Origin of the sequence: Chitinophaga filiformis (genome assembly GCF_023100805.1) — a bacterium.
Lineage (GTDB): Bacteria > Bacteroidota > Bacteroidia > Chitinophagales > Chitinophagaceae > Chitinophaga > Chitinophaga filiformis_B.
Map to the genome: position 1 here is coordinate 2545495 of NZ_CP095855.1, position 15971 is coordinate 2561465.

The window sequence follows — 15971 nt, forward strand, 5'->3', positions numbered from 1 at the left end:
CAAAAAGTAACCCTGATGATCGAAGCTTTGATCCCCGAGAAATATATGGTTGAATGGAGCGGATGGCCCCTTACCGACAACCGTTTTGGTGAAGAATTTGATCGTGACGCCCGGATAAGGATGGTAATGGGTGGCAGGAGACTGATCCCTTATTTGCTGAAGAACAGGAAACACCTGAAAGGCGACCTGCTGGAGATAGGCCCCTTTTTTACGCCGCTCTTGTACTCACCTGAGTTGCGGGAAGTACTGCCCCTGTCGGCCGCTGTCACTTTCCTGGAAAATGATCCGGATGCCCTGCAATGGCTGCAGGAGCAGGGTAGCTGCCGCTTGCTCAACCTCGATATGAATGCAGCATCTTTTGCGGGGGAACTGCAGCAACGGTTAGCGGGTGAAGTATTCGACAACATCATCATTTCCCAGGTATTGAATTATGTTGATTATAAAAGCCTGCTTGCAGAGTTATTGGTGTTGGTGCGGCCGGGTGGGCATCTCTTTATCAATAATGTTTGTGACTATGGCCTGCCCGTACTTTTTTCAGGAAAGCGACCTTCAGATAATGAAGCTGTCATAACAGCGTCGCTGGCTGCAGGATTCAGCGTAAAAGAAAAACATGTTATCCCGAAATATTTCAGAAAAGAGCCGGCCGACAGGCTGATACTTGTTTTACAACGCCCCTGAAATATTGCAAAGATCCAAAACCTCATTCCAGATGTCGAAATCATTTATCCATAGCGTTATAGAAAACAAGGCTGCTTTACTGAAAGAAAAAGTGGCTATTGAAGAGCCTCATGATGTGATCAGCTATGAAGCGCTTTCCGAAGAAAGCAACAGATTGTCTCATGTGTTATTGTCGCTCGGTATTCCTCCCGGCAGCAATGCAGGTGTCGTTATGCATTCCAGCATCCGCCTGGCTGTTGCGATGCTGGCCTGTTTCAAGACCAACCAGGTATATGTACCCCTGGATATTGACCAGGCGCCTGCACGGGTGTTACAGATGCTGGAGCTGACCACACCGGCGGTGCTGATCACTTTCTCGGAAGATCTCGACAAGCTGCAACAGTTCCTCCTGCAGCGGAAAGTACAGATCCCATTACTGATCGGCCTTCCTGCAGCAGCGCATACCTTACTGGCAGACCTGCAGCTGGACGCCAGCATGATTGAAACACAGGAAACCGGTTATACCCTGGCCAGGCTGACCGGTGATAGTTACATCTGCGAAACACTTACCTTGTCTGCATTCAGTACAACCTTGCCAGACGTAGCACAGCAGGCAGACGACAGCAATTATATATTCTTTACATCCGGTAGCACCGGTACGCCGAAGGGGATACTGGGATGTCATGAAAGCCTGAGCCATTATATACATTGGCATGCAGCGGAACTGCGCATCGATGAATCGGCCAGGATCAGCCAGCTGGCCCCGGTCACTTTCGATGCATCCCTGAAAGACATTCTGACCGCGTTGAGCAGTGGGGCTACCTTGTGCATACCAGATCCCGCTGTGCGCTACCAGTTACCAGCCCTGGCAAAGTGGTTGTATAATTCCGGCATTACGCTCCTGCAAACAGTACCTTCTTTATTCCGCCTGATCACGCGGGCAATGAAGGAACAACAGCTCATCCTGCCACAACTGAAATATGTGGTGCTGGCAGGTGAGAAGCTATACGGCAAGGATGTGCTTAACTGGCGTGCTGTTGCGGGCGAGCAGGCGGTGATCTACAATATGTATGGGCTGACGGAAACGATCATACTCAAGTCTGCTTATCGCATTCCTCATTGGGAATGGCAGCCGGGAGAAGTGATCCCCGTGGGAAAGGCTATCAGTAATACCCAACTGGCTGTGATCAATGAAAGTGGTTTGTGTACAGGCGGAGAAATAGGAGACGTGTATATTAAGAGCCCCTACGTGAGCAAGGGGTATATTAACCAGGAACACGTTCAGACCCTGTTTGTTCAGAACCCGCTGGTAAAAGACCGGGAAGACATTGTATGCAGAACGGGCGACCTGGGACGATACAGGGCGGATGGTATGCTGGAATTGCTGGGGCGGCGTGACGAACAGGTGAAGATACATGGCGTACGTGTGGAACTGGATGCCGTTAAATCGTCTATGCTGAAACAGGAAGGAGTGGACCAGGTGGAGCTGGTGGTATACCAGGACGATGACTTTCAGCAGGAACTGATCTGTTATTATACCGGCAATCCCCGTAAAGATGGCGACCTGCGCGAATTGCTGGCAGAAGAACTGCCTGTCAGCCATCTGCCGGCCCATTATGTATGGCTGTCCAGCTTTCCCTTGAACATTAACGGCAAGGTAGACAGGAAGCGCTTGCCAAGACCCGAGCAGTTGCTGGCGGGACAGCAGTTTGATGCACCGCATGCAGGACTGGAACAACAGTTGTTAACCACCTGGCAGGCCATCCTGGGCATTACGAATATCAGCAGGGATGCTTCATTCTTTGTGAACGGAGGGTCCTCTTTGAAAGCTATCCAGCTCATCTCCCGCATTTATAAAGAGCATGATGTACAACTGAGCATTGCAGATATTTTCAAGCATACATCCATCGCCGGACAGGCAGCATTGATCAGGGAAGCAAGGAAAGCCGTTTTCCAGTCGATCAGACCTGTGGCTGTACAAGACCACTATGCACTGTCCTATTCGCAGCGGCGTTTATGGCTGCAATCCCAGCGATTGCAGGATGCGCAGCCATTTAACGGACTGGAAACATACCGCCTGAAAGGAGAACTGAACAGGGAAGCCTTAACTGCTGCATTTTATACAGTGCTTGAACGGCATGAATCGCTCAGGACCGTCTTTATATTACACAATGGTGAACCTAAGCAGAAGGTGATCAGTCTTGCGGAATCCGGTTTCACGATCAGCTTCCAGGATATCAGTACGAGTGAAGACATTGACGGGCTTATAGCACAGCGTCAGCAGGAAGTGGTAGAAAAACCTTATGATCTTGAGAAAGGGCCCCTGCTTCGTATCGTGTTACTGCAAACTGCCCCGGCAGCATTTACATTGCTGTTTGGCATTCATCACATCATTTCTGATGAATGGTCCATGCAGCTAATGATAAAGGAATTGCTGCTGTTGTACAATGCGTACCATGATGGACAGGGCAATCCACTAGCGCCATTGCAGCTCCAGTATAAAGACTATGCTGCCTGGCAGATAGCGCAGGTGGAGAACAGTGAACATAGCTTACACCGTAAATACTGGCTGGAGCATCTGGGGGGAGAGATACAGGCATTGTTGCTGCCGGTAGACAGGCAACGCCCGCAGGTCCCTACCTATAGAGGGGCTCAATACCATTTCAGTATTGACAGGGAAAGGAGCGTGGCTTTCCAGGCGTATCTCAATAAAAAAGAGGTAACGCTTTTTATGGGCCTGGTAGCCCTGGTGAAAACATTATTGTTCCGCTATACCGGGCAGTCTGATATCATCATCGGCACGCCGGTTGCCGGTCGTGAACATACTGAACTGGAAGACCAGGTAGGGTATTATCTCAATACCCTTGCACTCAGAACGCAGATAGACGGCAACGCAGGGTTTTCCGCACTGCTGGAAGCTGTAAAGCACAGTGCTGTGAATGGATTTCAGCATCAGTCATATCCGTTTGACCTGCTGGTTGATGAACTGGGTGCTGATGCAGACCCCGCCCGTAACCCCTTATTTGATGTAGCGGTGGTGCTACAGAATGTACAGCTGGATACTTCGGCTGTACAGGAAATGAAGGGAATAGAGATAGAAACGGCGCCTTCGCTGTTGTCTATCAGTAAAGGTGATCTGCGTTTCCAGTTCAGCGTGCGCAATGATGTACTGGAAGTTGGAATAGAGTATAACACTGATCTGTTCAATGCAGGCCGTATCACGACTATATCTGAAGACCTTGACCGCCTGCTCACCGCAATATTGGCCACACCTGAGAACAGCCTGCGGACATTGGCATACCACAACAGAGCTGTGCCTGAAGGGGCAGTGTCTTTTGACAAGCGGCAACTTGTAAAGCCGCATGCACCCGTATACCAGCTGTTTGCCGAAACGGCAGCCAGGTATTCGCAGCTGACAGCCATTGAAGAAGAAGCGGGCAGGATCAGCTACGAAGAGCTGGAGAAAGACAGTAACCGGCTGGCAAGGTTACTGAAAGCAAAAGGAGTGAACCCGGGAGATGCTGTCGGTGTGGTGCTTCCATCCGGCATTAAGCTGGTTACCGCTATGCTGGCAGTGATGAAAAGTGGCGGGGTATACCTGCCGCTGGACCTGCGGCAGCCGGAACGTATATTGTCTGGCATATTGCAGCAATTGTCGCCCGTGATGCTGATCACTGACAGCAGTTCCCTGCAGGATGTTAAGGGAATGGCGGGAGGTACGCCCCAGCTGCTGGAAATGCCCGCATCAGGAGAGGAGATCCTGGGTGAACTTGATATGGAATTTTCTTCCCTGATAGGTATTGAAAAGCGCCCGTATCGCTGCTTTACCACAGAAAGTATGCTGCCGGAGTATGAAGTGCTGCCGGAAGAATTATCATCAGCAGCACTGGATATTATTATCCCGGATGATGCACCTGCTTATGTATTTTATACCTCGGGTTCAACGGGCGTACCCAAGGGTATTAAAGGTAGTCACCGCAGCCTCAGCCACTATATACAGTGGCATAGCAGGGAATTTGCAGCAGGTACCCACAGCAGGATCAGCCAGGTTGCGCCGGTGACATTTGATGCCTCCCTGAAAGATATACTGGTAGCGCTTACTGCCGGCGCTACTCTGTGCGTACCGGCGCCTGACACCCGTCAGCGCATTCCATCGCTGGTACAATGGCTGGCGGACAGGCGTATTTCCCTGCTACAGACGGTTCCCTCCCTGTTTCGCCTCATTATCCGTGAGATGGAGGAATCGGCTATTGATCTGGCAGCGTTACAGCGGGTTGTCCTGGCAGGTGAACGACTATACGGACGTGATGTGCTGAATTGGAAAAAGGTAAATGGCGGAAAGGCGCGTTTATCAAATATGTACGGACTGACGGAAACCACCATTTTGAAGAGCTGCTATCATATAGCGGATGCTGACTGGGAGCCGGGAGACGTGTTGCCTGTGGGCAAACCTATTGATGATACCAGTATTGCTGTCATCGACAACGGCTTACTTTGTATGGAAGGAGAGATCGGGGAGATCTATATCAGTAGTCCCTATGTTACCCTGGGATATACAGATCCTACGCTGACAGCCGCATTATTTGTACCCAATCCATTACTGGAAGATGACAGGTTCCTTGTATGCCGCACGGGCGATATAGGGCGTTACAGTAATGACGGTGTGCTCGAACTACTCGGCAGAAGAGACGAACAGGTAAAGCTGCATGGTGTACGTGTAGAGCTGGAAAGCATACGCGGGGCCCTGATGGGATTGGAGGATATACGGCAGGCAGAGCTTATCATGCAACAGGATGAAGAACTGGTGCAGGAGCTGATATGCTACTATACCGGGAGAGAATATGAGGCAACCACACTGCGGGCTTTGCTGGGGAAAGAACTGCCACTTACGCATCTGCCGGCGCACTATATTTTTATGGAAGTCTTTCCCTTGAACATCAACGGCAAGGTGGACCGGAAAAAGCTGCCCAGGCCTGCAGACAGGAAAGAGCAGGTGGGAGATGACGAACCGCGGGAGGGTATAGAACAACAGCTTGCTGAGATATGGAAAGCTATTCTGCGCGTGGATAAGATCGGGCGCAGTACTTCCTTCTTTACCATCGGGGGCTCTTCACTGAAGGCTATACAACTGATATCGCGCATTTATAAAGAGCTTGAAGTACAACTGACCATTGCCGACATATTCAATCATACCACTATTTCCGCGCAGGCTATAGTGATTGGTGCAACGAATGCGCAAAAGTATCAGCAGATCAGTGTCGCTCCCGTGCAGGAAGATTACCCGCTATCGCACGGACAGCGCCGCTTATGGGTGATCGATCAGCTGGAAGAAAACCTGGTAGCTTATAGTCGCCCGCTGGCTTATACATTACACGGTGTTTTAGATCAAACTGCTTTGCAGCAGGCTTTCCTCAAAGTAATAGAAAAGCATGAAAGCCTGCGTACGGTTTTCCCGCTTATCAATGGAACCCCAAGACAGAAGGTCGTGCCTGCAGCAGAGCTGGACTTTGATATTGTTACATATGACCTCAGCGATGGTGGCACAGTGGAAGAATATAAACAGTCGTTGGCTGCGAGGCCATTCTCTCTCAGCCAGGGACCATTGTTACGTGTCTGTTTACTGAAATTATCGACAGATCAGCATACACTTTTGCTGGCAGTGCACCATATCATTTCCGACGAATGGTCTATGCAGGTATTCGTGAAAGAGGTGATCACCGCATATAATGCATTGCATCGTGGAGAGGCGTATCAGTATAAAGCACTGCCACTTCAGTATAAAGACTATGCCGTATGGCAGCTGGAACAGCTGAGTGGCGACCGGCTGCAGGAACACAGGAACTTCTGGCACCATACGCTTTCCGGGGAACTACCGGTATTGGATCTGCCGCTGGATCATCCCAGGGGCAGCAACCGCACATACAACGGTGAACAGCTACGTTTTCACCTCCCGCTTACCCTTAGAACTTCCCTCGAAGAAGCTACCGGAAAAACAGGCGCTACTATATTCATGGGCTTAGTAGCCACTGTGAATGCCCTGCTTTACCGCTACACCGGGCAGACCGATATTATTGTTGGTACTACGGTGGCGGGAAGAGAACATTTGCAACTGGAAGAACAGATCGGTTTCTATGTGAATACACTGGCCCTGAGAATGGCTGTTGACGGAAATGCGGCTTTCCCGGCCCTGCTGGATAAGGTGAAGCAGGTGATGCTGTCGGCAGTTGAACACCAGGTATATCCGTTTGATAAACTGGTGGATGAACTGGATATCCCGCGGGATGTCAGCCGCTTCCCGGTTTTTGATGTTGCAGTAGTGATGCAACAGGGTATGCAGTCAGCAGATAACGTTCCACAGATGGATGGTCTGCAGGTAGAAGAAGACAGGGTAGGTGTTACTACCAGTTTATATGATCTTACTTTCTGGTTCCTCGATCGTGGCGATGGTATTACACTGACATTGGAATATAACACGGATCTTTTCGAAAGAGAAAGGATGGCGTTGATGGGCCGGCATTTTGAAAATATGCTCGAGCAATTGTGTGGTGGCGCTACCCTGATTGATGCAGATTTCATGGATGCAACCGAGAAGGACAGGTTATTGCATGTATACAACAAGCCGATATCAGCAGTGAGCCATGATACATTGCCGGGGCTCTTCAGCACACGCAGTGCAGCATGGGCAGATCTGCCTGCAATAGTGTGTGAAGGCAGGCACTTGTCTTTTGCCATCCTGGACGATTATACACATCGCCTGGCTGCACATCTTATCAGTCATTACAGGTTGAAACCAGGTGATATAGTAGCCCTTCTTTTACCACGAAATGAGTGGGCGATTGTATCTATGCTGGCGGTATTAAAAGCAGGTGCGGCTTATGTACCTATGGATATCACTTATCCTGCGCAGCGGATCAGTTATATACTGCAGGATACGGCTGCCGTGTTAATGATCACTGATGAAGATAAGCCGGTGACAGATGTACCCGTGTTGGATATAGCGACTATCCGTAGTGAAATTACACAATGGGAGCGTGGTGTATTGCCGTTCGTTTCCCCGGAAGATGTGGCCTATGTGATGTACACCTCCGGTTCTACCGGCTATCCTAAAGGTGTTATCATACAACACAAGGCGCTACTGAATTATCTGCTATGGGCGAATAGCTGCTACTTTAACGATCTGCGGGGCAATGTTTTCAGTGTATTCACATCATTGTCATTCGATCTGACCATTACGGGGCTTTTTTCAGGATTGCTGAGAGGAGACAGTGTACATCTTTTCCCGGGAGAGAATATTGAACAGGTGCTGTCTGATACTTTCAACAGTACTGTTGTGAATGCGGTAAAACTTACGCCTTCTCATATCAGTGCATTGGAACTGCTGGATATTACAGCTACCGGTGTGAAGACGATCATTGCCGGAGGGGAGGAACTGCATAGTGGACATATCAGGATATTGCGCCAACTCAATCCGGACATCAGGATCTTCAATGAATACGGTCCTACAGAAACAACGGTAGGATGCACGGTTTATGAAGTGAAGGATGATAATCGCATCTACATAGGAACACCTGTAGCCAATGCGCAGATCTTCATACTGGACGAGCAGCTACGCTTGTCGCCCGCAGGCATTGAAGGAGAGATCTTCATCGGGGGCAGGGGAGTGGCTGCCGGTTACCTTGGTCGGCCGCAACTGTCTGCTGAGAAATTCATACAACATACATTGACAGAGAACCTGTTATATCGCAGCGGCGACCTTGGACGCTGGTACTTCAATGGCCAGCTGGGATATGCGGGCAGAAGGGACGAACAACATAAGATCCGTGGTTATCGTATAGAAACAGCCGAGATCGCGCAGATATTATCAGCTTATCCCGCTGTGAAGGAAGTGTATGTAACAGTGCTGACACAGAAAGGGGATAAACGCCTGGTGGCATATTTCACAGCAGAGCATCATATAGCAACAACGGACCTTAGGGCATACCTGTCCGGTGCATTACCTGAGTACATGGTTCCTGCCTGGTATGTACAGCTGGATGTCATGCCGCTGAACAACAACGGAAAGGTGGATAAGGTAAAATTACCCGCTCCGCTGACAGCCAGTGGTGAACAATATATAGCGCCCCGTAGTAAACCGGAGAAGCAACTGGCAGCAATATGGAAGGATATTCTCGATGTGTCGCAGGTAAGTGTTTCGGACAACTTCTTTGCCTGCGGAGGACATTCATTAAAAGCCATGCAGCTGGTAGCGAGGGTATATAAGGAGCTTTCCGTGAAGATCACCCTGAAGGATGTATTTAAATATCCTGTGCTGGAAGCGCAGGCCACTTTCATACAGGGCGCCAAACGTGAACAATATATAGCCATACCATCTGCAGCACCTGCAGATCACTATCCTGTATCTTATGCACAGCAGCGTCTGTGGGTATTACACCAGTTTGATGGTATTGACCTGGCCTACTCTATTACCGAAGTATTCGAATACGAAGGTGAGTTGAACATAGAACGCCTTGCTACAGCGTTTGATATGCTCATCGACCGCCATGAAATATTACGTACCGTATTTGATACAATAGACGGTAAGCCGGTACAGATGGTCAGGCCGACGACCGGTTTCAAATTGCATAGTGAACGTGTTGATAAAGATCTGCAGGCGAAGATAGCAGCATTTACGCGTGATCCATTCGATCTTGGTAAAGGCCCGCTGTTAAGGGCAGCTGTATTCAGTGACAGCGATACGCATCACTACCTGGTGCTCGTTATTCATCACATCATTGCAGATGAATGGTCGCTGCAGGTATTGAAACGTGAGCTTACAATCATCTATACTGCGTTAGAGAACAAGGAAGAGATCCGTTTGCCGGTATTGCCCGTTCAATACAAAGACTATACAAGCTGGCAGCGGAGTAATCGCAATAGCCCGTCGTTGTTAGCGCAGCAGGTATATTGGAAGCAAAAGTTGCAGGAAGACCTGCCGGTACTTGAACTGCCGGCCGATTTCCCCCGTCCGCCTGTACAGCGCTTCGAAGGAGGGAATTACTACCATACCATCCCGGCGGAGCTGCTTGCAGCATTGCAATCACTCGTAGCTGAGGGGCAGGCTACTTTGTTCATGGGATTAGTTGCAGCGGTGAAATCCCTGCTGTACCGTTATACAGGGCAGACGGACATTGTGGTAGGTACGCCGGTAGCAGGCAGGGAACATCCTGACCTGGAAGACCAGATAGGCCTGTATGTGAATACCCTGGTACTCAGAACGACCCTGGCAGCAGATGAAGGCTTTGCAGGTAATCTTTCGGCTATAAGGGACACTGCACTGGAAGCTTATGCAAACCAGGAGTATCCTTTCAACCTGCTGGTAGAAGATATAGACATTAACCGGGATGTAAGCCGTTCAGCCATATTCGACGTAATGATAGTACTCCGGGATGCAGATGAGGAAATACCTGTGGGTGGAACGGAACGTCGTGATGAGGAGCTGGATATGCACCTGGGAGGCAGCAAGTTTGATATTACCTTCTATTTCAAACAGCAGGCTGATGGCCTGCAATTGCAGATAGAATATAACCGTGAGTTGTTTACGCATGCCCGCATGGTACGGATGGGGCAGCACCTGCATCAGCTGATAAAATCCGCGGTAGCTGCACCGTCTACACCAATATCCCGTTTGTCTTACCTGAGCGCGGAAGAAGAACAGCACTTGCTGTATGACTACAATGACGTCGTAGAGGAGTTCCCACCATTTACACCACTGGGTACATTGATCGGCAGGCATGCGGTAGCTACCCCGGATGCGGTAGCACTTATCACCGGCCAGCGACAGATAACATATGCGGAGCTCAATAAGCGCGCTGACAGGCTGGCGGCTTATCTGCAACACAACGGTTACGCGGGTGCTGATAAACTGGTGGCTGTGATGGCAGACAGGAACGAATGGCTCATGGTGGCGATACTGGGTATACTTAAATCAGGCGCAGGTTATCTGCCGCTGGATATCACAGCTCCGGCAGAAAGAATACAATATCTGCTTGACACCAGCGGAGCAACGGCTGTTGTAGCAGGTATGGAAGAAGTCCCCTTATTATTCTTCTATAAAGGAAAGATCATCACGGAAGATATCCTGCCTGATGCAATGACTACCGGTCATGAGATCCGGCCGGCAGATCTGGCCTATGTGATCTACACTTCTGGTTCTACCGGTAAGCCGAAGGGTGTTATGATCCCTCATGGAGCGGTCTATAACCTGTTCCAGGGACTTAGCAAAAAGACAGGTATCAACAGTACTGATAAGTTACTGGCTATTACAACGGCTTCGTTTGACATGTCTGTACTGGAATTGTTATTGCCCCTGGTAAATGGCGCTACAGTAGTACTGGCCAGCAGGGAAGAGGTGCATTCCCCTGAAGCGCTGCAATTGATGATGCAGCAGGGAATCACCTTTATGCAGGCAACGCCGGGCATGTGGCACCTGTTGACGGAAAGCGGCTGGAATGGTACAGAAGGATTGACCATCATTACCGGCGGCGACGCGCTGAGTGCATCGCTGGCACAACGCCTGCTGGACAGGTGCAAGGTACTGTGGAATATGTATGGTCCTACGGAAACTACCATATACTGCACCTGGCACAGGCTTAGCAAAGCGAATGAGTCATTGATCTTAGGCCGTGGCTTATCCAATATGTCGGCATATATCCTGGATGCTAACCTGCAGTTGTTGCCGGTTGGTGTGCCCGGCGTAATATATTTCAGCGGGCCCGGTATAGCCACCGGTTACCTGGGGCAGCCGGAACTGACAGCCAGCCGTTTTATTGATAATCCTTACAAGCCCGGTACGGTGATGTATAATACAGGCGATGTCTGTGCATGGACAGAAGAAGGATTGATCCGGTTTAATGGCAGGGCAGATTTCCAGGTGAAGATCCGCGGTTACCGCATAGAGCCCGGTGAAATTCAGGCATTGATGATAAAGCTGGAGGGCATTACGCATGCTACCGTACTGGCTTATGGCAATGGTGCTGATAAATACCTGGCAGGGTATTATTCGACCGACAGGCAGATACAGCCAGACACTGTTCGGGAGTATCTGCAGCGTTTCCTGCCGGACTATATGGTACCTGCTCATCTCATACTGCTGGATACAATTCCCCTGAACAGGAACGGGAAAGTAGATCGTGCCCGTCTCCCTGTGCCCGGGCTGAGCAAGGAGACCTATGTGGCGCCGGAAACAATGACAGAGAAGGTGCTGGTTAAGATATGGGAGGATGTACTGGGTACAAAACATATCGGCAGGAGTGACAACTTCTTCACTTTGGGTGGACATTCGCTCAAGGCAATACAGACGGCTTCCCTGATCTATAAACGCCTGGAAGTAAAAGTGCCGCTGAAAGAAATTTTCCTGCGCCCGGTATTGTCTGACCTGGCGGCGCTGATAGATCAGAGTGGTAAACAGGTGTTCAATGCTATATCACCGGCGCCGGTGCAGGAATACTATCCGCTGTCCAATAGCCAGGAGCGCCTGTGGATCCAGCAGCAAATGCTCAATAACGTAGAAACCTTCAATATGCCGTATACCTACTGGCTGAGAGGACCGTTTGACAGGAATGCATTTGAAGCAGCTGTGCGCCTGCTGGTAGATCGTTATGAAATATTACGATCCGTGTTGTTCGTCGCAAATGATAAACCGGTACAGCAGGTAAAACAATATGAGGATTTCGATCAATGGATCAGCTTTGAAGACCTGAGATCGCTTCCTGATGCAGAACAGGAGGGACTGACAGCAGCTGAAGAATGGGCTGCTATTCCTATCAATCTCAGGAAGGGACCATTATTACGATTGAAGTTATGGCAGGTAAAGGATGATCAATATCTTTTCCTGGTATGCATACATCATATTATTGCAGATGAATGGTCCATGCAGGTAATGATGCGGGAGCTGGTAATACTGTACGCCGCATGCCTGGAAGGCCGGCCAAGTCCATTGGAACCACTCCCATTGCAGTTTAAGGATTATGTGATGTGGACCAGGAATGAAGAGAACATTGCACGCATGGCAGAACACCGGGAATATTGGGTGAACCGCTTCTCCGGTGATATACCGGTGCTGGAACTGCCGGCCGACAGACCAAGACCTGCTGTTCCTGATAATACCGGTACCCGGTATTACAGCAGGATGCAGGGAGTGCTGAAGACCAAACTGTTCTCCCTGGTGAGAGAACAGGAGGCAACGCTTATGATGGGCCTCGCTGCTATCGTTAAACTGCTGATCTATCGTTATACAGGCGATAAGGATATTGTGCTCGGATTGCCTGTTACCGGCAGGGAACATCCGGACCTGCAAAACCAGATAGGATTCTTCCTGAATACCATCGCACTCCGTTCGCAGATCGATGAGGAAGGTGGATTTGATGCCTTGCTCAGAGAGGTGAAGGCAAATGCAATTGCGGCTTATGACCGGATCTCCTTCCCATATGAATTGCTGGTAGATGCCGTGAATGAATACAAGCCACTCAATAAGCGGACACTGTTCAATGTCATGCTGGTATTACAGGATGAGGACAGGAAAGAGGAAGACCTGCTGAACCTGCAGGACATGCTGGTAGAGGAAGCTTCAGTGGCCACCGAGATCAGTAAGTTCGATCTGACCTTCTTTTTCAGGAAACAGGGAGATGACCTGTTACTGACACTGGAATATAGTACTGTGTTGTTTGATGAAGACAGGATGGTTCGTCTCTGCGAACACATACATCAGCTGATCATGAATGCGGGAGAAGAGCCTGCCTTAGCGCTGAACCGCATTAAATACCTGCCTGCACAGGAAGAGGCCCTGCTACTGACCACGCTGAACGATACCCATGCAGAGACACCTCCGGTTACTATTGTGGATGCCTTCAGAAAGGTGGCCCTTATTAATCCTGATAGCAATGCACTTATTGCGGGCAAGACAACTTATACATTTGCGGCATTGGATACGCTGTCTGACAAACTGGCTACCTATCTCATACAGCATTACCAGGTGAAAGCGGGAGATATTGTGGCGATGATGGTGAACCGGAATGAATGGTCGCTCATCAGTATACTGGCCATCCTCAAAACAGGAGCAGCGTATCTCCCTATAGACAGCAGCCTGCCGGAAGACAGGATCAGGTATGTGCTCGACGATGCGGCAGCTACGGTGTTAATGACGGATCAGGAAGAATTTTCCTGGAATGGAAGTGTATTGCCATTAAAAGCGCTTGCAGACGATATTCATCAGGTAGTACCAGGGACACTGCCACTCGTCAACCAGGAAGCGCCAGCTTACATCATCTATACTTCCGGCTCTACAGGTATGCCGAAAGGAGTGCTGATCGCTCATGCATCCCTGATGAACTACCTGACATTCGTTAACCGTCATTATTTCAATAGTACTAAGGGGCATGTATTTGGTGTATTCTCTTCATTGTCTTTCGACCTGACAGTAACCAGTCTCCTGAGTGGTTTACTACGTGGTGATGAAGTATACCTGACAGGGGAAGAGGATGTATTGACAGCACTGAAAGAAGTCTTTACAAATGAGCGGCTGACGGCTGTGAAGATCACGCCGGCGCATATACGCGTACTGGCAACATTACAATTGGAGAGAACGGCTATTAATACGGCTATTGTGGGTGGAGAAGCATTACTGCCGGATCATGTGCTCATATTGAAGGGCCTGAACCCGCATATGAGGATCTTCAATGAATACGGTCCAACTGAAACAACGGTAGGCTGTACCGCCAGTGAAATAACATCCGCAGCGCATATCACCATTGGCAAACCTATAGACAATACACAGATCTATATTCTCGATGAGCTGCAACAACTGCAGCCTGTCGGTATAGAAGGTGAGATCTATATCGGTGGCGCCGGCGTGGCGATAGGTTATCTCAACAGGGAAGAGCTGACTGCTGAGCGTTTCATTCCCGATCCTTTTGGTCCTGGCAAATTATATCGCAGTGGCGACAAGGGCAGATGGAATCATAAGGGAGAGATTGAATATACAGGAAGAGCGGATGAACAGATCAAGCTGAACGGGTTCCGTATAGAGCCAGGTGAGATTGAATCAGCCATACTGAAATACCCGGGCATAAAAGAGGCCGTCGTGGTTAAAACATCACTTCAGCAGGAAGCGTACCTGGTAGCGTACTACACCGCCCAGGCGGCAGTAGACCGGAAAGAGCTGCAGCAGCATATTGGTAAATTCCTGCCGGCATTTATGATACCTGCCTGGTTCATACTGATACCTGCAGTACCATTGACGACCAACGGTAAGGTAGATAAGACCCTGCTGCCGGCGCCGGAAATAGACAGGCTTACTGCATTTGTAGCGCCACGCAATGAGCAGGAAAGCCTGGTGGCTCAGATATGGGCAGAGGTGCTGAACCTGGATACTGTCGGTGTTACCAGCAACTTCTTCGAACTGGGAGGCCATTCTATGCGGGCGGTGCAACTGGTATCGAGAATGAACAAGGAGCTCAACCTGAGATTGTCATTGCGGGATTTCCTGGCGCATCCTACTATTGAATTGCTGCTGGCATTGGCAGATACGCGCGGGGTGCAGCAGGGCATCCTGTTAAGCATGAACAGGAAGGAGGCAGGGCTGCCGCGGATGTATTGCTTTGCGCCGCTGATAGGTACCTCGCTGTTATACATGGAACTGGGTAAAGCGCTGCAGGGAATCTATAACTGTTATGGTTTACAGGATGCCGGCTTTGACGATGGTAAAGATTTCGACACTACGATCGAAGAAAAGGTACAACGCTTTGTAAAGGCTATAATGGAAAATGAGCCCGGTGAAGAAGTGGTGTTAACAGGTTTCTCTTTTGGTGGTACCATTGCTTTCGAGGTAGCAAAAATACTGGAGGGAAAAGGCATACGTACAACCCTGTTGCTATTGGATAGGGATACCAGGGATAAGAAGAAACGTAAGCAATCCATTGAGCTGTCGAGAGAAGCTATACAGCAGGAAGTGAACTGGCTGCGCGACTGGCTGGCAGATGTGGGGCTGGAAGATACGCATAGAGATCACCTGGAGAAGCTTTTCTATCATAATCTCCACCTCAGCGAGGCTTATGAGCAGAAAGGAAAAATAAAAGGAGATATTATCGCCTTTAAGGCCAAACAAAATATTCATAAGGATTTCCTGCACATGAAAGACTGGGAACGGTACACCAGCGGCCGTTTTACGCACCTTTTCACACAAGGAGATCACTATGACGCTATCACATTGCCGAGGAACCTGCAACTGGTGGTAACAAGTATTACAGAGAAGGATAAGTAACCCGTTTTGTTAACGTTAA

At 49.5% G+C, this 15971-nt stretch carries 2 protein-coding genes; both read left to right on the plus strand.

The window, feature by feature from the left end:
- The first annotated feature begins 15 nt into the window (after nucleotides 1–15).
- Nucleotides 16–678 (plus strand): methyltransferase domain-containing protein, encoded by a 663-nt coding sequence (locus tag MYF79_RS10430; protein WP_247813814.1) that lies wholly within the window; start codon nucleotides 16–18, stop codon nucleotides 676–678.
- Between the two features lie 31 nt (nucleotides 679–709).
- On the plus strand, nucleotides 710–15952 hold the full coding sequence (locus tag MYF79_RS10435) for a non-ribosomal peptide synthetase (protein ID WP_247813815.1): 15243 nt from the start codon (nucleotides 710–712) through the stop codon (nucleotides 15950–15952).
- The last annotated feature ends 19 nt before the right edge of the window (nucleotides 15953–15971 follow it).

Bases quoted from the DNA above. Each gene is read 5' to 3' on its own strand.
- MYF79_RS10430 (WP_247813814.1), top strand. From the start codon at position 16: ATGATCGAAGCTTTGATCCCCGAGAAATATATGGTTGAATGGAGCGGA.
- MYF79_RS10435 (WP_247813815.1), top strand. From the start codon at position 710: ATGTCGAAATCATTTATCCATAGCGTTATAGAAAACAAGGCTGCTTTA.